The sequence below is a fragment of the Nocardia vinacea genome, from assembly GCF_035920345.1.
GTDB lineage: Bacteria > Actinomycetota > Actinomycetes > Mycobacteriales > Mycobacteriaceae > Nocardia > Nocardia vinacea_A.
Genome location: NZ_CP109149.1, coordinates 2,155,503 through 2,178,479, shown reverse-complemented (window position 1 = coordinate 2,178,479; position 22,977 = coordinate 2,155,503). Strand labels below are relative to the sequence as shown.

Annotated in this window: 1 protein-coding gene; it reads left to right on the top strand. The window is 66.3% G+C overall.

The genetic code is table 11. The features are described 5' to 3' along the window. The gene (locus OIE68_RS10245; protein WP_327099140.1) at positions 1 to 22,836 is read left to right on the top strand and encodes a helix-turn-helix domain-containing protein; all 22,836 of its coding nucleotides are present in this window, start codon (positions 1 to 3) and stop codon (positions 22,834 to 22,836) included. Positions 22,837 to 22,977: the final 141 nt, after the last annotated feature.

Below are 22,977 nucleotides of genomic sequence, written 5' to 3'. Positions count from 1 at the left end.
GTGGACGGTTCATGGTCACTGAACCCGGTCGTGGAGCTGCGGAACGCGTTCGAGGGTTTGCCTGCTGTGCTGCGGCGTCCGATCCAGATGGTGGTGTTCGGCGGAGAGCTGCCGCGTGCCGACATTTCCGGGATGCGTCGGATGGCTGCGGAGTTCCGGTCGCAGGCAGCCGCGCTGAGCGATCGCTCAAGGGACGCGAAAGATTTACTGACACAAGAGAATTCGGTGGGCGTGCTCGGCGAACGGCTGCGCGAGACGCTGGGTTTGCACCGAGATGGGGCGGCCAGACTCGGTGACGATGCGCTGGCCCTGGCCGATCAGGTGCAGGCGGCCGCCAACGACGCGGAGAAGACGCTGTGTGTGATGTTCGTCTTCGGGATCGAGTTGGCGTGGCGGATCTTCGGTGTGCTGTCCGGTGCCCTCGCCGCTGGTCCTGCCGGGGAAGTGGCGGCGGCGCCGGTGGTGGAGTCGATGCTGATCGAGGGGCGGGCCAGTGTCGCGGTGATGCGTGCGGGTCTGGAGCAGGCGTTCCGGGCGGGCGCGGCGCGGACAGCCGCCCGGCTGTCCGCGCTGGGGGCGCTCCGGTTGCCGATCACGTTGGGTAAAGCCGCCGCGCTGCCGGTGAGTGTCGACGCGGGCGTACAGGCGCTGCAAATCGTATCCGGTGATCGAACCCTCACCGTGATCGGACCGGACGGTGAGAATCCGACGGGCATCGATCCGACATCGATCAAAGTCGCGGCCTTGTCGGGAGCGGGTGGTGCGCTCGGCGGCATGGTCGCGGGCCGGGTCGCGCCGAAGGTGTTTCCCCGGATCGAGGGCAGCCGGTTGGCGCTCGGGTTGGTGCATGGCACTGCGGGCGCGGTGGCGGGCTTGGGTGCGGCATCGTTGGTGACCGGTTGGCCGGAGCATTTCGATCACGTGCTGGCGCCGTTGCTCAATGGCGGTTTCGCCGGGGCAGTTCACGCGCACGCCGCCGCTCGCCCGGGGGCGGGTGCCCCGGCGGGGGCGGTGCCCGACGGCGGTGGGGCTTTCACCCGGCCCGACCTGCCCGCCGCCGCGCACAGCGAGGACACCGCCACGCCGACACCAGCTCTCCCACCGGTCGAGGTGTCCGCGGAATCGCAGCAGGCGTGGGCGGCGGCGAAGGCGGCGTGGGCGGCGGCTCCGGATGCCGTGGGTGCCGGGGGCGAGCGGGCGGAAGTACCCGCGGCCGGAGCGCACGGGAACGCCGCGCCGGTCAAGTCCGGCGAATCGCGGTCGCCCGCGGTATCGGGCTCGACGCCACACAATGGCGCGGCCGACCGCGCTCCGGTCGGATTCGACTCCGCGGCCGGTTCGGCGGGGCGTTCGGAGACTGGTGCGCAGGTGGCGAGCCCGCAGCGGGGCGAACCGGTTGCCCGCACGAATGCGGCAGCGCCACGATCGGTCGAGGCCGGTGGGGAAACGTCGGCGCCGCCGAAGGTTGCGACGAGCACCCCGGCCCGTCAGGTCGGCACGGGGCCCGAAACACCTGCCACCGGGGAACACGGGTCACCAGGGAATTACGAGCCCGGCAAGGTGAGTGCCGCGGCAGATGAAGCCCGCCACGGGACCCCGGTTGACGCCCGCGCGGCCACTGGCACTGGCGAGGTGCCCGAAACGCCTGCCGCCGGGGAACACCGGTTGCCGGGGAATGAGGAGCACCCTCCCGCCGGGAATGAGGACCAAGCTGCTGGGGCGGAGCGGAACGCCCTGGCGGGTGAAACGGGTGACGAGGTGTCGGCCGGCCCGCCTGCGGATTCGGTCGAGAGTGCCGGTTCGCATGCGCTGAGCGCTCGTGATCAGGCGGTCGAGTTGTTGGCCGATTTCGACGCCGGTTCCGCGGATCACGTTCCGGAGCAGCTTCGGCTGTGCAACCTTCCCGACGAGGTGTTGAAGGCAGGATTGTTCGACACCGACGCGCAGAAGTCGATGATCGCGGCGACGGAGATCATTCGGCGCGGCACGATCAGCGATGCCGGGCCGGGCGGGATGGTACTGCGGGTCGAGCAGGCCGAGGGGGTCTTCGCGCTGGACAAGCGTCCGGTGGAGATGAAGCCGGGCGAGGGCAAGTCGCTGATGTTCATGGCGGCGGCGATGCAGCGGGCGGTGCGTCACGGCGAGTGTCTTTTGGTGACGACGACCGATGGGCTGGCCCACCGGGAATTCACCAGGTATCGACAGCTCTTGACCGATGTCGGGATCGATGTGTTCCGGGCCGACCAGCAGCAGGGTTTCGGACCGGTCACCAACGGTCGGCCGGCGGTCGTGGTGGCCACCGGCGAAACGGTCGGGCATCTGTGCAACGCCGGTCACCGGCCGCCGCGCCACGCATTGATCGATGAGATGGACGGCATCATCGACCGTGGTGAGAGGCAGTTTCTTCGGTCGGAAGGGGTGGAGCAGGCCGCGCCCGAGGCGACGGCACGCGAGGTGTTCGCCGCCCACGATTTCCTCGCCGACGCGCTGGAGAAGGGGGCGTTGTCGCACGAGGATTTCGGTCTCACCCGGATCATCGAAGAAGTCGGCCTGTACCCCGACGGAACCCCAGAGGTCGAGTTCTGGTACGACGGCCGGGCGGAGTTGACGCCGGGGGGACGGGAGAAGGTCGAGGCACTTCCGGGCGGGAAACAGTGGTTGGAAGGGGTGGGGTTGTCGCGGCTCGAGACGGCCGCTGCCGCCGAGTTCACCTGCCGCAAGAGCACCCACTACGTGATGGACGCGGGCAAGATCGTCATCATCGATCAGGGCGAACACGGTTTGCAACGCAACCCGAAGACCTCGAGCGAATCACGGTGGAGCGCCGAGCGGGGCAAGGCGAGCCTGGCTCAGGCCGTCGAGGCCAAGGAGATCCGGTCGGCCGAAGCCATCGGGATGAGCGCCGAGCAGCATCAGATCGTAGTGCGCGCCGACGCCGACTCGGCCAAGAGCATCAACGCGGTAGAAATCTATCGCACCGGGGGACGCCCGGAGGACCGGTTCTTCGATGAGGTCACCGGTGCCTCGGGCACGCTGGCGGACCTCAACCCCGTGCTGGAGAAGATCTACGGTCTGGAAGAAGTGCACCACGTCGACCGGTCTCGGGAGCAACGGTTGATGGAGGGCGCCCCCGAGGTGGTGGCGAACACCCGCGCCAAGCTGACCACTATCGCCGAGGGCGCGCACAGAGTGTGGCAGGGGGGCCAGGGCAGGTCCCAGGAAATCTTGTGTCATCGCAACGACCTGGTCGACAGGCAGGTGCAGGCGTTGGTGCGCCAGGGGGTGCCCAGGGAGGCGATCGAGGCGGTCGACGCCGACCGGATCGCCGGGTGGGGCGCGGGGTGGGAAACCCAGTTGCAGAAGATCTTCGATGCCGCCGGTGAGCAGGGCAAGATCCTGGTGATCAACCGGCAGGGACAGCGTGGTGTCGATATCTCGGTGTCGGAGGCGGTGCAGGCCAAGGGCGGCATGTTCGTGTGGATGACCGAAGTCCCCGAGCAGTCCTACATCCATGAGCAGGCCAAGAACCGCACCGCACGCAACGGAGACCGCGGGGCCGCGCAGGCGCTGATATCGCCGCAGGACGCGCTGATCCGGAAGGCCATGCACCTGAACGGGGTACGCGCGGCGGCGGTCCGCTACGAACAAGTTGCCGAAGCCCACCGCACCGACCCCACCCCCGAAAATCACAACAACCTGGTCGAGGCCGGCCACAATCTCCGCTCGCTGGTGCCCGAACTGCAAGAGCGTGCGCTCCGCCACGCCACCGCCGACTTCATCCGCCACCACGCATACATCACCGATAACCCGGCCGCCGCTCTCGCCGCCGCCGAGGCGAGCTACTTCCCAGACCGCACGGACCTCGAGCAGCCGGACCAGGCTGCGCGCCTGGCCGGGCTGCTGGGGATTCCGACGTCGACCGTTGCCGACGCCGCTGCTGCGTTCGACCACGACGGCGCAGGCGATCCGCTGGGCCGGTTGCTGGTCCAGGCCGGTCTGCCGCCCGCCGCGGTGGAGGCATTGCGCCAACAGGTCGAGGCAACCGAACCTGCGACGGCTGCCCGGTACCCGCAGCTCACCGATGAGCGGGCACTGGACCTGCTGATTCCGCAACGGGACCGGCTGGCCGCCGAACTCGGCTGGGACACCGCGGACATCGACGGCGCCGAAGGCATGCGCATGATCGACCCCGCGCTGACCGAAGCCGGCGCCAACCTGGCGAAAGCGCTGGGTTACCCCGTCTCCGACATCACCCCCGCCGTAGCCCGCGACGTCCTGGGCGACGCAGTCGAGCACCACCGGTCCACCGAGACCACCCTCCAACCGGTCGCCCCTGCCGCCGCCTCCCCGCCAATGCACTCCGAATCGGTGAATCGAGTAGCCGAGCGCCCGGCGACACCGGGCGACTCGGAGACCGCTGCCGTCGTCGACGACCCAGCGACCGGGGACCCGGTAGCCGAAAACCCCGTGGGGGAGGAGGTTATCGCCGCAGCATCGCACTATCTGGCCACCGCGGCCCTGCTCGACCTGGTCGTGTGGATCCACCGCCGCAGCCCCAACAACTGCGTCAACAATGCCGTGACCGGTATGCGGGTGTTGACCGCACGCCGCTTCGAGCCGCTGTCCAACGAACTGGCCGGCCACGGCCGTGACGTTGTCGAGGAGGTGTTCGGCGCCCCACTCGAGAACGCCGGATCACTGGAGAAGGTGGCCGAATCGCTGAAAGCCCGGCCGGGAGGCATCGCAGTCCTGGTCTACAAATGGAAGGACACCCAGGATAAAGGCAGCACCGCCGCCGACAACCACATGGTGCTGTTGGTCAACGACAGCAAGCCGGGTGAGCCTCCGAAACTGGTCGTCGTCGACCTGGCGGCCTCCCGAGACGGCCGAAACAACACCGACTACGACCCGAAAGACCTCCAGAGCCGCCGCACGCTGCTGAATAAGGCCGTCCCGTTCGACAACTGGCGAGACGAACAGCAAAAGTTCATCGACAGACTGTCCCCGGACCAACGCAGATTCGAGACCATCGACTTCGACGCCGACGGTCACCTTGTCGCCAGGTCGCACCGCACCGCAGCCGCCGCCGCCGAAACCCTGCCCCCGTCTCAGGACCTCGAGGTCAGTGCAGAACTGGTGCAGGAAATCAACTCGATACAGCCGGGCCGGCCGGTAAATGACGACGGCACACCTGATCTGCCGTCGCGGACCGACGCGGACACGCCCCACAAGTCGGACATTTCCCCGTCGGCCGAACCCGCCCGCATCGGCAGCCGCCCACACGACACCGATACGGGTGATACACGGGCACCGGATGATCAGGTCGGCGGCCGCCCACACGAAAGCACCGCAGGGTCCATCGGCACCAGGCCTATGGCGGATGTGCCGGGAGAACGCCAGGGGTCGTGGCGCGAGTTCGCAGCGGCGATCCCGCAGCTGCTCACCGCCGATCCGAGGCAGTGGGCAGCGCAAGGCAATAGCCCCGATTTCCGCTGGTTGGCATCCCAGCTCGGTCCGCTTGCCAGGCACTTCTCGACGGTCGGCGAGGTCGCGCTCCGCCTTGTCGGCGACGAGCCGTTCGCCGAACTCCTGCCCTTGTGGCGTCGGTTCGTCGAACTCGGCGCCGAGTTCGAGAACGAGGGCTTCGGAATCTGGCACGCGCGCACCATGTACCAGCTGATGGAATGGCTGGTCGACTACGCGCCGGTCGACGAGTATCGGAACTCCTACGAGGTTGTCGACAGCGTCAACGACAGAGGGGTCTACGTCGGCGTATCGAGCGAGGTCAACCGCGCCGGAATCATGCGCAACACCATCGTGGCCGCGCAAGGCACGCCGCGTGGCGGGGTGATGTTTGCCGAAGGGTGGGACGAGGTCGGCGACATCGTCCACGGAATCGAGGGTTTCTGGGTCCAGAACAACAAGATGATCGCCGACAATCTCGCCACGTTCAATGCGGGCATCCGGGAAAAACTGTCACCCGAGGACGCGGCGCGCGCCACGTTCACCGGAAAGATGGCGTGCCGCAGAGGATTTACCGAGGTCCTCATCGACCACGCGGTTGGCGACCCCGGCTACTACGAGCAAGTCGTGTTGACGTTCGTACGGCCGAGCCGCCTGTGGGAGATGCGCTGCCGCCTCGGGGCACGCCTGATGGGGATCAGCCTTCCGGAGATGTTGGATCGAGCGGGCTGGTCGTCCGAGATCGCTTACTTGCGCGATGAGGCTGCGCTGGAAAGCGCGGAGATAGACCGCCAGATGTCCCGTCCGAGCACCACCGAGAATCCTGCGGACTGGTCGAGCAGGCGCGCGCAGGTCGAGATACAGATCGCGAAGATCGAGCGGTTGGCCACGTGGGTCCCGCAATGGTGGGCCGAACAGGATGCACGCGACCACTCCGCCATCGCCGCGGTCGTCGCCGACGTGGTGCGCCGCAATCCTGGCGCGTGGCAGGTGACACCGAACACCGTCCTGCTGCCCGGACACACTGTCGTCGTAATAGCCGAGGACGGCTGGCACGACGACGCGGTGACCGACATGTTGCTGCACAACCTCGAGCTGCGCAGCGAGCTCCGCGGCACCGGATACGATATCCATCAACTGAAACCCGTTGTCGAACAGGATGATTCAGGCAACTTCCGGGTACGGTCGGAGAATCTGGGAACCGTCCACGTCAACGTGAAGCGCCGAATTCCCGACGATCAGGACCTGGCGCGGCGTCGCAGGGACGAGCAGGTCCGCAGCCGGTTCAGATCGGTAATCACCGACGGGGCAGACCGTGACATCTCGTCCGCGGCATATCTCCGCACGGATTGGCCACAACGGGCGGCACTCGTGCGACAACGGCACGACCTGACCGCACAGCTGCCGGGAATCCCAGCGCGGTGGCGCAACCGGGCGTGCCGCTACCGGCTCGACCACGAGGTGGCGCGGCTGCGCGACAGCTGGGAGAACGTGGACGAGGACGGACGGCGGCGACTGGCCTACCTGGAGACCATCGGCGCTGTACTGACCCGTACCGACGAGCGCGCCGACCGGATGTCAGGGCAACCAGAGGTGTATCTGTGGGCATTCGACCCGGACAGCGGATACCTGGTGCTCACTGTGGGAGACCCGGATCTGGTGCCGGACGTCGACGACATCACCGATCAGCACATTGTCGATTCGGGCACCGCCGATCTGCTGGGCGCCGACGTTGCTCGGGTTGTCGAAGACTTCACATCGGACCGGCAGTTCGGACCGTGGCACCGTCGGGCCGTCGTGATCTTCGTGTCCGGCGAAACCGACTCCGACGCCGAGCATCGAAGGCTGAGAGACCTGGCCGATATCACCGCCACGCGGGCGTTCTACCACGACAAGGTGGTCGATTCCGCCGCGGATGGGAATGCTCTGGTACGTCTTCTGGAAGGCGAACGCCACGACACCGTGTCCGAAATGCTGTGGCTGGTCAAATATCTGATACCGGACCATCCGGTGCACTTCGTCGAGGCAATGGCGGGTCCTGATTTCCCTGTCGGTGCGCCCGGCGAAGAATTCGCGGCCAGGGTGGGCGCCGACTGGTCGGCGGTGTTCGATAGGCCCGAAGACGTGGCGACGCATCTGGCACACAGTCCGGGTGCGTTCGCCCTGCTGGCCGTCGAGAACTCGGCGCGTGACCACGGCGGCGGTGTGGATCTGGTGCTGGTCCGCAACGATGGCGACGACCGTCTTGTCCAGATCGACCTGAACCAGGTCAATCCACACAGCGTCGAGCCGGGTGCCGCGGCACGAGCCGCCCTCACCCGCGACTGGCCGCCGTTCGACCCGTCCGGCTGGATGGGCAAGTGGGACAAGGGATTCGGGATCGGCCTCGGACCCGAAGGTCCGGAGCGCGCGCTGGTCGATGGCGAATCGACAGGTGTGCGTGGCGAGGATTTCCCGGACGGCCTGATCGGAGCGCGGCCGACGGAAGGGGTGTCGGGATCGGCTTATGAGCGCTACCGGCATCGCACCGGGCAGTACCACAGCGTCGCGGGGAACTGGCTGAGTGCTGTGTTCGGGGCGCCGTTGTCGACGGCCCTGCAGCCGGGTTCTTCGGTGCTGCTGGACTGGGCGACTCGGCAGGTCGTCGATCGGCATCGGCTGGCCGAGTTGCTGCGGCTGCGTCCCGACGAGCTTGCCGCCGACTCGCGTCGGCGGCGGGTGTGGGCACAGCTCAATCAGCGCCGCATGCTGCGGAATCCGACCGAGCGCGACCTGTACGTCGATGAGCTGATGGGGTGGACGAGCGTCGGCGACGCGCACCGCCACCCACCCGGCGTGGTGCATTCGGCCGCAGAACGGTTCGTGGTGAGCCGCGGGGTCCTGGAGAGCGCCGACCGTATCGCGTTGCTGGCCTGGCGTCTCGGTTGCTTCGACGAGCTGGCGGGGCAGCTTCGTGCCGATGAGCAGCGCAGCGCAGCGCTGGGACGCGATGAACCGGCCGACGACGCGGCCAGGGTTCGGGGGGCGTTGGCCGACCGCCTGGAGTCGCTGACTGCGGAGCTGGAGGTCCATGAGGATGCTCTCGACGCGATCGACACCGCTGGTCTCCAGAAAGCCTGCAACTTTCACGGACTGGTGTGGTTCGACCTTCGTCCTGGCTCGACCAGCCGAACCCGGCTCGACAGCCTGCTCGATGTGGCGACGGCAGAACTCGGTGCCGCCGTCGGCCGCGACCCGGCGCAGCTGAGTCGGCAGGAACTGGACGACTATCGGCAATTCTCTGACGGGAACACCAGGAGATGGGCGACGGCATTCGGCGAACTCACCATGGTCGCCCGCGTCACCGACCAGGCTCACCACCACGAAACCAGGCTCGCTGCCCTCACCGAACAACTGGACAACGAACTGGCCCAGGTCTTCGGCACGCCTCCCGACTCCCTTATTCCGGACGGTCCCTCCGGCGAGGACATCATCGAGCTTCTCGGTAAACGTTTTCCCGGTGTCCGGTCACCGGCCGCCGACGTGCTGGCCAGGCATGTCGATGCCACCGGAGTCGAGCGGTTCCTGATGGTCAAGGAGGTCTTCCGCGACGGCAGGCGGGGCGTGTGGCGGCTGCCGTCCGCACTCGAGGCGGTGGAGTTGGATGTGCATGCCGTGGGTCCGTCGCGGATCGCGGAAACCGGCATGGTGGCGGTCGATGCGTCCGAGCGGTTCATTGCGGGTGTCGACGCGAGGCACATCACGGATGCCCGCTGGCTGACCCATAGTGAAATCGAGCTCGCGATGGAATCCGATCCCGCGGTGCGGGAGGCCGTTATCGGTGGTACCCGCATCGAGTTCGCACCGTCCCGGGACCCGCTGATGACCGGCACAGCATTTGCCGATGACAGCGGCGCATGGTCCCGCGCCGGGGACGACGAGCGATTCGACAACCGACCGGCGACCGGCCGGAACGGTAGTCCCGGTGGACTGATCGGCAGCAGGCCGTTCGAGGATTCGCCTGGTGAGCGTGCGTTTGCTGGTCCGGAGTTCGAGGAGTTGGTGCTGGCGGGGCTGGAATCCGGTATTGCGGAACGGTTCGTGGTTGAGGATGCGCGGGGGGTGCGGGTCGAGGAATTGACGTTCGACAACGGCGTGCGGGTGTTCAAGGAGACGTATGCCGAACCGATGGACGCGCTGGTGCAGGTATTGCAGACCAAACTCGCCATCACGATGGGTGCTCCGGTTGCCCATGCGATGCTGAATCTGGAAGACGACCGCGTTTATCGGGAAATCACACGAGGGCGACCTGGGGACAGCGTCAAGGTGGTGGACCCGGAGGTTCTGGGCTCGGACTCGGCCCTGCGGCTCGGCTTGTTCGATGCGGTGACCGGGACGCATCGGACGGCGCGAGAGTGGAGTGTGGCCGATAACGAGGTGATGGGCGGACGTTCCGGATCCGACGTCGACGCCACCCATGCCGGTGTGTTCGCGTCGTTGTTCGTGCGGCGTATCGACGGTCGTCCGGTGTGGTTGGACCACGCCATGCCGACGGGGGAGGTCGCGGCCATTCGGGAGCAGGTCTCGCACCTCGATACCTGGATCTCTAATTTTCCGATGCCCGAGAAATATCGAGCGGCGCTGCTCGATATCCACGGTGAGTACCTGGCAGCGCTGGCGCAGGTCGAGCGGCACGCCGTGCATACCTTCGGCGAGCGAGTGCATCGCGCCGGGCTCGATGCGCAAGCGCAGGCCAACGCGCGGTTGGTCGAGGTGTTCACTCTGAACTATCCGCACGTCACGGTGGTGGGGTTCGACCATCCGGACGTGCCCGCCGATGTCGTCGAGGAGATCCTGGGTGGGCTGGATGAGATGTTCACCAGATTCCCGGGCCGGACCAATATCCGCGAACTGCGGATCGATTACACCGACTGGGAGGCCACCAGCCCCAGAACGCATAACTATGCGGACCCCGCAGCGGCGGGCCGGACCCTGAGTATGCGGTTCAGCCTGCGCGATGCGGCCAACCCGGCACAGACTGTAAAACGCGGAATCCGGTTTCTCGAGTTCGGCTTGAATCCGGTCGGTGACCGGCCGTTTCATCACAACGCGGTGCACGGGTTCGTACATGCGATCGATGCCGTGGAGGGGCTGTCGAAGAACCTGCAGTGGATGCTGTCGCAGATCTGGCAACAGCTGTCGCGAGATGGCCTGATCGGGGAGTCCTGGTGGACCTGGCTCACGCGACTGCCGAGGTACGCCTTCGTCAACGAAGCCAAGACGGTACTCAACGATGCGGAGGCGCTCGCTGTCGGGTTCGCTGAGGCGGACATTCACGGCGCGGCGGTCGGTTCGCCGCAATGGGCGATTCATGAGTACGTGACCACTGGTCGGCTGCCGCGGGTCACGCCGGATCTCGAGGTCGATCTACCGCCGCATGAGGATCATCCGGATTCGGCCGGCCCGAGTGGGCTGATAGGCAGCAGGCCATATGAGGACGATTCGCACTCGGATGCCGCGCGGGGTGCGTGGATCAAGGCGTTGCGACTCGAGCGGGGGATGACGCAGAAACAGCTCGCGCAAGCCGTGGGCCTGACGAATAGCGCGCTATCCACTATCGAGAGCGGGAAATCGAAGCCACGGCTCGGCAACTTTCAGCAGATCTGCCGGGCACTCGGGCTCGATGGCGAGGCGGTGACCGACGCTATCCGGAGATTCTATCGGGACGTCGAGGTGGGAACCGCTGTGGCCGCCCATGATTCGCTGGGTGGCTGGGTGGCGGCTCTTCGTAACAGCAAGGGTATGACCAGGGCGGATCTCGCACGCGCAGTCGATATAGCGCCGACGAGCATCACGGAAATAGAGAATGGCGTGTACCCGCTGCCTGGTCTGTTCTTGCGGATTGCGCGAGTTCTGGAGGTAGGGCAGCAAGCGCTTGCGGAGGCGGCTCGCGAGTTCTATCGGGATATCGAGTTCGGTCTCGACCCCGCCGCGCACAACCCGCGGTTGCCCGGAAGTTGGATTGCGGCGTGGCGCTATGACCGGGACATGTCTCAGGCCGAGCTGGCCCGGACCGCGGGAGTACCGAAACAATCTGTCGGTCGAATCGAGCGTGGACACACTCCGAAACTCATGGTCTTCCGTCAGATCTGCCGGGCGCTGGAAGTTGCGCCGGAAGTACTCGCCGCCGCCGTTCGCCATTTCTATCGAGGTGTCAATCCCAATATCGATCCCGCCGCGCACGATCCAGCGTTACCCGGTAGCTGGTTCATGGCGCTGCGACACGATCAGGGCATGTCCGGAAGCGAGGTTGCGAAGGCGATCGGGTTGGGCTCGGATTTGTCTCATATCGAATCTGGAAGGAACAGGCCGGAATTCGCGCTGTTCCGGCGGATCTGCGACGTGCTGGGGGTCGGTGACGAACTCCTACGGGCCGCCACCCGCCACTTCTATCCCCTCGATATCAATCCCCCTCCGCACACATTGCTGGGTGGTTGGATCAAGGAGTTGCGACTCGAACGCGGGATGACGCAGAAAGAGCTTGCGCGTCGGGCGCGAATGTCCCAACCCTACATTTCCGCCGTCGAACTCGGAACGCGTTTTCCGCCGGTGCGGAGATTGCGGCAGCTCTGTGGGGCGTTGGGTGTGGGTGGCGATGCGTTGCTGGAGGCGGTCGAGCAATTCTATGCGGGTCGCTATGAGCGCTCCGGTGACCGGGAGGAAGTAGCTCTTTTCAATCGATATGTGGTCAGCCGGGTGGGTTCGTCTGAGGAGAAGACGATCCGGGACGAGATTTGCGCCACGGTTGCGTGGGTTCCGGATGCGTTGGCGCGTCGTGAATCTCCAGATATCCGCGATGAGGCGGTGCAGGCCGCGTGGATGGGGATTCTGAGCGCGATCGACAGCCACGTCCCCTCCGCGTCGTTCGCCGCCCATGCCTGGGGCGGCGGTAGGAGAGCAATTCTCCGATACCATCTCGCGCGCGCGTTCCCGGATCTCGACAATCCCACCCTGAAGAAAGTCAGCACAGTCAGAGCGCAGATCGACCGGATGGTTGCCGCGGGCGAGGTTCACGACGATGCGGCGATTGCGCGCGCGGTGAGTTACCCGGTGGCCGATGTCGTGTTGGCGCGGGAGATTCTGGCTCGGCCCGCCGCGCAATTGAATGCGCCGGTCCAGGGCAAAGATGGAGAGCTGAGTCGAGACGTAGCCGATCCGGCCGCTACTACAGGGTTTTCCGATACCGATTTCGTGACGACAGTTCGCGCTGCGCTGGCGGATTTGGCTGAACCTGATACCGCTGCGCGGTTGGTGATGCTGCATCTGGTGGAGGGTGAGCCGTTGGCCGACGTGGCCGCGCGGTTGGGGTTGACGGTCGCGTCGGCGGGTGAGGTTCTCGCCGAGTGTGTCGCACGGCTGCGTTATGTGTTCGATCCGCATGGCTCCGCCGAGGTGACCGCGAGCGAACAGGATCCGACACCGGGGAACCAGATGAAGGCTGAGCCGGATCAGCCGACAATACGCGGCAGCGATGCCGAACCCGATGGCACCGACAGCCGACGGACCGGGGGTGAAGGTGGAGGTCCGAGTGATCTGATCGGGAGCAGACCACATGAGGACGATCCGCACTCGGCTGCCGCGCGGGGTGCGTGGATCAAGGCGTTGCGGCTCGAGCGGGGGATGACGCGGAAACAGCTCACGCAAGCGGCGGGCCTGGCGAACAGCGCACTGTCTACTATCGAGAGCGGGCAGCGGAAGCCGCGGATCGGCGCCTTTCAACGGATCTGCCGAGCACTCGGGCTCGAGGGCGAGGCACTGACCGACGCCGTCCGACGGTTCTATTCGGATGTCGTGCTGGACACCGGTGCGGCTGCCCATGATTCGCTGGGTAACTGGTTGCGCGCTGTTCGTAACAGCAAGGGCATGACACAGTCGGACCTCGCACACGCGGTCGGTGTGGACCCGGTGCGAATCCGGGTCTACGAGAACAACAGGGAGGCTCCGCGGCCTGGTCTGTTCTTGCGGATTACGCGAGTTCTAGGTGTGGAGCAGCAAGCGCTCGCCGAGGCGGCTGACCATTTCTACGGGGGTCTCGACCTCGACCTCGACCCCGCCGCGCACGACCCTCGGTTGCCCGGAAACTGGATTGCGGCTCTGCGCTATGACCGGGACGTGTCTCAGCCCGAGTTGGAACGGACCGCAGGCATGCCCGAAACACTTGTCAGCCGAATCGAGGGCGGACACACTCCGAATTCGTTCGTCTTCTGGCGGATCTGCCAGGCACTGGGAGTTGCGCCGGAAGTACTCGCCGCCGCCGCTCGCCATTTCTATTCGGATATCAATCTCGATCCCGACCCCGCCGCGCACGATCCCGCGTCGCCCGGTAGTTGGTTCATGGCGCTGCGGCACCACCGGGGCATGAACCGGAGCGAGGTCGCGAAGGCGATCGGTTCCGGCTCGGGTCATCTCTCCAGGATCGAATCCGGAAGGAACAGGCCAAGATTCGCGGTATTCCGGCGGATCTGCGACGCGCTTGGGGTCGGTGACGAACCGCTGCACGCCGCCGCCCGTCATTTCTATTCGGATATCAATCTCGATATCGAACCCGCCGCGCACGACCCTGGGCTGCCCGGAAGCTGGATCGCGGCTCTGCGCAATCACGCGGGTATGTCGGGGGCCGAGCTTGCGCGCCGAACGCGGATGCCTCAGAACTCCATTTACCAAATCGAAAACCAACGGTTTCGTCTGCGGCTGAGGAAGTTTCGGCAGCTCTGTGGGGCGTTGAGTGTCGGTGGTGACGTGTTGCTGGAGGCTGTCGAGCGATTCTACGATATGGGTCGTTTCGGGCGGTCCGGTGATCGAGACGAAGAAGATCTGTTCAATCGATATGTCGTCAGCCGGGTGGGTTCACCGGAGGAACGGGAGATCCGTGACGAGATCTGCGCCAGATTTGCGTGGGTTCCGAATGCGTTGGCGCGTCGTCAAGCTCCGGAGATCCGCGATGAGGCCGTGCAGGCCGCGTGGATGGGAATTCTGAGCGCGATCGACACCCATGTCCCCTACACGTCGTTCGCCGCCCATGCCTGGGCCAGTGGTAGCGAAGCAATGCTCCGATATCTCGTCGCGCGCGGGTTGCCGGATCTCGACAGTCGTACCCTGCGGAAAGTCATCACGGTAAGAGCGCAGATCAGGAGAATGATTTCCGCGGGTGAGGCACTCGATGACACGGAGATTGCGCGTGCGACGCGCTTGAAGATGGCCGATGTCGTGTTGGCACGGGAAATTCTGACTCGGCCCACCGTGCATCGGGAATTGGCCGATCCGGCTGCTCTTACGGGATTTTCCGATACCGATTTCGCGGCAACAGTTCGTGCTGCGTTGGCCGATATGCCCGACCCTGGCACCGCGGAGCGGTTGGTGACACTGCATCTGGTGGAGGGCGAGCCCTTGGCCGGTGCTGCCGAGCGACTGGGGTTGCAGGCCACGGACGCGGCCGAGGTTCTCGCCGATTCTGTTGCGCGACTGCGCAATGCGTTCGGCTCAGACAGACCGGGCGAGGTGACCGCGAGCGAGCAGAGTCCGGCTGCACTCACCCCGGGGGCCGAGGTGGCGGAGCAGGATCAGCTGCCGGTACGGAGCAGTGATCCCGAGGCGGGCGACGACGGTCCGGGCGGGCGGTCGGACCTTTGGCGAGGATCCGCGGATGTGATGGCGAGTGAACAGAGCCCGGCACCGCGGACACCGTGGACCACGCGAGCCGAGCCGGATCAACCACCCGCGCGAAGCGGCGATGCGGAGCCGGGCGAAGGCAGCCCGAAACCGGGCGGCCGCGTCGGCAACCGACCGGCGGCGGATGATGGCGGTCCGCGCGGGCTGATCGGTAGCAGGCCGTTCGAGGATTCGCCTGGGGAGCGCGCATTCGCAGGTCCCGGTTTCGAGGAGCTGGTGCTGGCCGGACTGAATTCCGGTATGGCCGAACGCTTTGCGGCAGAGGGGGCGCCAGGGATTCGGGTCGAGGAGGTGACGTTCGACAATGGCCTGCGGGTGTTCATGGAAACCTATGCCGATCCGATAGACGCTCTTGTGCAGGTGTTGCAGACCGAGGTCGCCGCCATCATGGGTGCTCCGGTCGCCCACGCGATGCTGAACCTGGAAGATGACCGCATTTATCGGGAGCTCACCCCGGGGCGGCCGGGGGACAGTGTCGAGGGTGTGGACCCGGAGGTTCTCGGCTCGTCCTCGGCCACGATGCTCGGCCTATTCGATGCGGTGACCAGGACTCACCGGACGGCGCGCGAGTGGAGTGTGGCCGACAACCAGGTGATGGGCGGACGTGCCCGATCCGACGTCGACGCGACGCCCGCCGGTGTGTTCGCGTCGTCGTTCGTGTGGCGGGTCGACGGCCGTGAGGTGTGGCTGGACCACGCTATGCCGACGTGGGATGTCGCGGCCATTCGGGAGGCGGTGTCCTACCTCGAAGAGTGGATCTCGAAATTTCCGATGCCCAAGGAACATCGAGAGGTGCTATTCGATATCCATCGTAGGTATATGGCGGCGTTGGCGCAGGTTGAGCGGCATGCCGGGCTTACCCGGGGCGAGATAATGCATCGCGCGGGGCTCGATAAAGAGGCGCGGGCCAAGGCTCGGTTGGTCGAGGCATTCACCCTGATGTATCCGCATGTGGCGGTGGCCGGATTCGATCATCCGGATGTGCCTGCTCATGTTGTCGAGGAGATTCTCGGTGGGTTGGATGAGATGCTCACCAGGTTCCCGGGCCGGACCAACATTCGCGAACTGCGCATCGACTACACCGACTCCGAGGGCACCAGCGCCAGAACGTCCTACGATGCGGACCCCGCGACGGCGGGTCGGAGCATGCAGTTCAGCCTGCGCGATGCGGCCAGGCCGACAGAGGCTGTCAAACGCGGAATCCGGTTGCTCGAGTTCGGCTTGAATCCGGTCGGCGACAGGCCATTTCATCACGACGCCGTGCACGAGTTCGTGCACGCGATCGACGCCATGGAGGGGCTGTCGAAAAATCTGCAACAAGTGCTCTCGCAGACCCATTCACAGCTGTCGAGTCTCGGCCTGATCGACGAGCACTGGTGGACCTGGTTCGCTCGACTGCCGGAGTACGCCTTCGGTAACGAAGCCAAGACCGTATTCAACGACGTGGAAGCGCTCGCTGTCGGGTTCGCGGAGGCGGACATTCATGGCGCGGCGGTCGGGTCGCCGCAGTGGGCGATCCACGAGTACGTGACCACGGGGCGTCCGCCGCGGGTCACGCCGGATCTCGAGGTCGATCTGCCCGCACATGTAGAGCCGGATTCGGATGGTTCGAGTGGACTGATCGGCAGCAGGCCACACGAACACGACGAGACCCCACGGCAACCCACACCCGGACGGACGACGCCCTGGTCGCGGGAGGGAATCGACGAACCACACCCAGCCCACCAACACCGCGCATATCCGTCACCCATCCCCGAGCGGCCCGCCGACAATTCGCCGAGCACGTTCCAGCTCACCCTCCGCGAGACCAAAGTTCTCGCTCGGGTGCAACAGGGTATGACGCACGAGGAGGTAGCGGCGGCACTGGATATTTCCGTGCTCGATGTGCGGGCGAACCTGACCAGTCTCCGCCGCAAGATCAGAAATGAGCAGGCACGGCATGTTGCGGCGAGCCAACTTGGCAACCCGCCGTCCACGACATCGGAGTTCGACCGTTTCCGAGCGGCCATGTACGCCGCCTTGCTGAGTGCCGACCAGCCGGATCCGCGACAACTGCTGGCCGAGGCAAGCCCAGAGCAGATGGAATCCGCTGTCCAGGGGCTCAGTTCGACTCATCGAGGGGCGCTACACCAGCTGCGAGTGGGAGCGGGTACACCAATGATCCGCAGTATGGCGCTCATCGCGGCTCAGCGATGGGTGAGCACCGTTGCGGCCGAACACCACCGGTCCATGGCGCTGTCGGCCACAGCGCTGGCCGAGGCGAGTCCCGCTGACTTGGACACAGCGCTCGACCAACTCACCGCCGCCGAACGCCAACTCCTGGTCAACCGGTTCGCACCGGCGATGTCGCCTGCCACCTTCGAACCCGACGGTTCCGTGCGCGCCTTGCGTGCGGTCGACATCGTCCGGCACGTCGCGGGGTGGATCGCGACCCGTGCGGGAACTTCGGCCGTAGACGAAAACGGTATCGACGAGAGCGGATTCCAGCGCGTACACCATGTCGTGGAATACGAAACGTACACGGCGGACGAATGTCTGGACGCGGTCTTGGACTGGATGGACCGGCAGGATCCACCGGAGTCGGGCGAACGGTCCAGGGCCAGCCGTCGAGGTTCCTCGTCGGCGACTACGGATCGACCCGACGGCCGATCGAACCAGAACGGGCCGCCTGCTGACGAGCCAGGTGGAGGCGGCCCCATCGCCCCCGGCGGCACCCATTCAGCGACCGCCTCGTCCGAGAAGCCAGCGCATCCGGAGGACAACAACGGCACCGGCATCGTGCCCGGCTCCTGGCGCTCGTTACCTGTGGATCACGGTATCGATGACGAACAGCGGCGGCTGGCCGACGAGGCGCTACGTGCGGGCGGCTTCGACAATGCGGATAGGTTGCAGCGTTGGGGGTATCGCCTGCCGGCGCGGTCCGCACAACGCCGTGCGACCGAGAACGGCAAATGGTGGAACTCGCTGCGCGACCCCGCCGAACCAGGTGCGTTGAGCGCTTCGCAACAGGCACTCATCCAGGTCTACCCACACCGGATCGGTAACGCCGACGGCCTTCCCGCCACGATCCGCGACCACGCCAACCGGCTGTCGATCAGCCGCGATCTAGGCGAGTTCCTAGCCCGCAAGCCAGCGGACCAGAGGCTCCTCAACTGGTTGCGGACCGACATCAGCGACGCCGAGAGGAAGCAGTTCGGAAACCTCATCCGTACCCGAAATCACTTGCGAGAGTTGGACCGACAGGCCACGGAGGTACCGGGCAGTCCGCCGGTGCACGTCCTGTCCTACGACTCGACCGCCTTCAACGGCAAAGGGAAGGCAGTCGTCGCGCTCGGCAATGTGGACACCGCGCACACGGTGAACTGGCATGTGCCGGGTACGAATACGACGTCCTCCTCGCTGGCCTACCAGTTCAAGCCGCTGCGCAACCTGTATGAGGAGACGCTGCGGGTAGATCCGTCGCTCGAGCTGGCGTCGATCATCTGGATCGGATACGACGCGCCGGCCGGGCCGGTGAACACCGGTTATGCGAAGGCCGCCTTCCGACGCCGCGCACGCGTCGGCGGGGACCGGTTGCTGTGCGACATCGCGGCATTCCACGCCACCAGAAGTCTCGCCGGAACCGCCGCCCCCGACCAGCTTGCCATCCGGGTCTACGGGCACAGCTACGGTTCGGTCACGATGTTCTATGCGGGCAGGTACGGCAGGTTCGCCGGCTTGGTCCGCTCGGCAATCGCCGCGGGCTCGCCGGGAGCGGCCTCGGTTCGCCATGCCGCAGAGCTAGGCATCGGCGCCGACAATGTCTATATCGCCGCATCGTGGCGCGATCTGGTGACCATGTTCGGAGCGGACGAACCCGGCGCGTGGAGCCGCCTCAACGCTTGGCTCGGCCTCGGCATCGATCCCGCCACCGAGGCATTCGGCGGCAAACGAATTCCCGCCGAGTTCCCCGACTCGCCGAACTTCGCCGGCGTCGAGGCCACGCATCAGGGCTATCTGCACTACGACCCGGCGACCGGGCTGCCCACCGAAGCACTGGCCAACGTCGCGCAAATCACCGCAGGACGCGGCGACACCGTCGCTTCGGTGGATCGACGTCGAGCTGGCGGCGGGGTGGTCGCGCGACCCATCGACTCCGAGCACGGGCGATACGCCGACGGCAACGGCGATCGAGATATCGGCAATCGACAGCGAGCCGAGCGGGTGTTGCGTGAGCATTGGGGACCCGAGGCGAAGCCGGCGGATCTGGTGTACCGGTGGCAGCGGCGATCTGCCGCGAAACACGCGGTCGCCGCCGAGGAATGCGCGGCTCACGCCGCCGGGAACGAACGTATCGCGCGGACGCTGGGCGTGGACGACCTGGAGGCGCTGGTGCGGGTGTGGCCGGAGTTCGTCGGCAAGGCAGGCGGATTCCCGCGCGATGTGCGCGATCAGGCCAACCGCAGGGCGTTTGCGAAGGCGAGGGCCGTACTCGAGGACGCGGCGGCGACAACCACGCCCACCGGGCGCGAGCGGCGGTTGCGGGAGTATCTGCTGCATGTCGAGGACCTGTTGATCCGGGCGGGTCATTCGGCCGCGGCAGTTCAGACGCCCGGTGTGCCGGCACCGACCGTACTGCTCGAGTCGTTCGATGCCGACGACCCGAGCGGCGGGTCGATCATCATCTCGTTCGGCAGCGCCGACCCGGTCGCGGAGGCATGGCATGTGGACGGCTCCGACCGCGACCTGCGACGCCTGGATCAGCGAATGCAGTTGGCGTACAACCACTATGAGGTGGCCGTACGGGAGAACCCGGAACGACCGGTCAGGGTGCTGGTGTGGTCCGGGACTGATGGTCACCGCTTGGCCGGGGATATGGCGGCACTGTGCGGCGATGTGGTTACGGGCGCCCGGCTCCGTCCGGAACGGCAGTTGGTCGTGCACGGGGAGGGCGGCCGGGCGGCGAAGAAGGCGCTGACCCACGAATCGGTCACGCGCGCCGTCGGCACCGTAGTGGTCTGCGGCGAATCGAATATCGAGACGATGGGCGACGTGCTGCGCGATGTCGCCACATCCGTGGACGTCTACTTCGGGGTTGCTGCGCGGACGAATAGTCCCGCCAGGTCGATGGAGTTGCCCGGTGTGCAATTCTCGTGCCGGTTTCCTTCCGGGGGTGCGGGCCATACCGTGGCGTTGTTGGCGCAGGCCCGTGCAGTCGGGCAGCGGGTTGAGGGTGCGCCATTCGCAGCCGGCAAGACCATCGATGACGAATTCCTGCTGTATGTCGACGACCGGATCAAGGCATCGACGGATTCGTTGGACAATATGGGCCGCATCCTGGCCGGTCGTTCGGACCGGCTGGTGACCTACGATGATTCGAACAACGAGCCGGTCCGCTTTGCCGACTACATACGCCGCGAGCGGACCGAGTCTGCCTACGATGACGTGCTGCCGCGTGATCCGAACTCGGGTAAGCCGGCCTTGGGTGTAACCGCCGCGGATCACGTGCTCGCGAGGACCGCGATCGACAAGCGCGGCGACCACGCAACCGAGCCAAGTGATTTGTGGCACCGAGGTCTACCGGACGACTTCACGAGAGCCGCTCGACTTGCCGCCGACAATCGGCGGTGGTGGCACCGACTATCGTCCGACGAACGGGGCGCCGTGGTGGCGGTCCACCCCGAGATCCTGGGCAACGCCCCGGGTATTCCGTCCGAGGTGGCGGACTACGCCAACGACCATTGGCGATTCGCCACTTCTTCCGCTATTCATGCCAGAGGCAGCAAGAATGCCAGCCGGTCCGAACGCCGGGTCTTCAGAAATCTCTACGCCGTCGATGAGGCACTTACTCGGTCGGTGACGGTGCACCGCGATATTCCTGCACCGATCGTGTCCACGGTGGCGTTGGCCCCGGAGACGTTCGGCGGCAACGGATCCGGCACGTTCGTCCTCGGCAACTGCCGGCTCGAGGATGCGGAGCATGTGGTCTGGTATGTGGACGGTGTGAACACGCGGCTGCAGTCGGCGCCCAGTCGGGTGGAAAAAGCGCGGAATCTCTACGAGGAGTTGGTGCGCGCGGACCGCTCCCGCAAGGTGGCCGTGGTGTGCTGGATGGGCTACGAGGCACCTGGCGACAACAAAGAAGCCTGGGCTGCCAGGCCCGAACTGGCGGAGGCCGGTGGGAGACTGTTTGCGCGCGACGTCCTGGCCCTCCGCGCGGTGAGCACGGCGAAGTTTTCGGTGCTCGCCTCCGGCTACGGAACCTCGACCGTATGCGACGCCGCCGTGGGCGGGCGACTGGATGGCGTATTCGAGCACCGGGTGCTGGCAGGTTCTCCCCATCGCGGCAGGCGGTTCGACAGCATCGTGGATGCCAGTTGCCGGCACAGCTGGGTGTTGGCACTATCCGACAACCCGGATACCGGGTTCGGCGCGGACGCACCCGGCATGTGGGGGCGGTCGCTCAGTGACGGGCCACTCGGCCTCGGGAACGATCCGGCAACCGACACCACTGCGACGCGCATGCGTACGGAACCCGGTTTCCCACACTTGTCGGCTCCCTACGACGGCCGTGGTGAGTACCTGGACTACGCGTTGGGCTTCGCGGCGCAGCCGTCGGAGTCGTTGCGGTCCGCAGCGTGGTGTCTTACCGGCCGGGGTGGTGAGCTGCCCAGAGAACCGCACCGGCCTACGGTCGACAACCCGACCGTGCTGCACCGCATTCGGGCGCGGGTGGTCACACCTGTCCGGAATCGCCGCGCGCCCCAATTGGATGCGGCACTCGCAGGACTCGGCGATCACCGGTCACTCCAGGATCCTGCGGAGAAGGCGGTGGCCGATCCGGTTGGTGCAGGACGATCGCGTCCTACTGAGCCGGACGTCGCAGCAGCGCGGCCTTCCCCAACGGCAGGGCCGAGGATCGCCGTGCAACTCGGGGCAGACGGGCTCGCGGATTCCGGGTCGGCGTGCACGGACGCGCTCGCGCTGGGCGTGAACGCGATCGTCGTGCGGGTCGGCCGGGGCGCTGAGGATGTGGCTGCCCTCGGTGCCGTGTGCCGGTCGGCAGCGTTCGCGGATGCGACGCTGGCGGTGCAAGTGAATGCCGGTCCGCGCTGGTCCGACGAGGAGGTCCGGACGAAAGCGGCCGAGGTTGTCGCCACGTTCGCGCGTCACGGTATACGGGGGGAGCTGCACGCATTCGATCAGCGGGTACTGACGGCGGCTGCGGAGCTGGCCCCGGACTGCCAGCGCGTGATGTTGATCAACTCCCTGACGACGGCCACCTCGGGTGTTCGCGGCGCCCTCGGTTGGGTGGCTCGGGCGGTGCGATCCGATGGAGCGGGTATGGACACCCTCTTCGAGGCGGCGCGCCGCACCGGTGCTACCGGTCTCGCCGTCCCTGCCCCGCTGCTGTCCGAAGACTTCGTGCGGCCGGCCCGCGAGGCAAGCATGCGCCTCGCCGTGTGGGGCGTCACCGGTTCCGGTCGGATGCGTGCGGTGCTCGGGCTGGGCGTCGACGAGATATGGACGGCGAACGCCGAGAAGCTCGCGCTCCTGCGCGCCGAGGTCGCCGAGGGCGGGTTTCGGATACCCGAGCCATTCGCAAGCTCGACGCCGTTCTCGGACCAGCCACCCAAGGCCACGCCGTGGTCGCAACATCCGGACCGCCCGTCGCGCGACCGATGAGTTTCGGCGGCACGCTCGGCCCGGCAGTCGTCCGGGTGGCCGTGCCAGTGGGTGTAACGCATCTTCCGCGAATACATCTGCGGCACCCTGTCCTCAACGCGGGCGCACTCCCGTGCCCGCGATACTTTTGTGCGCCACATG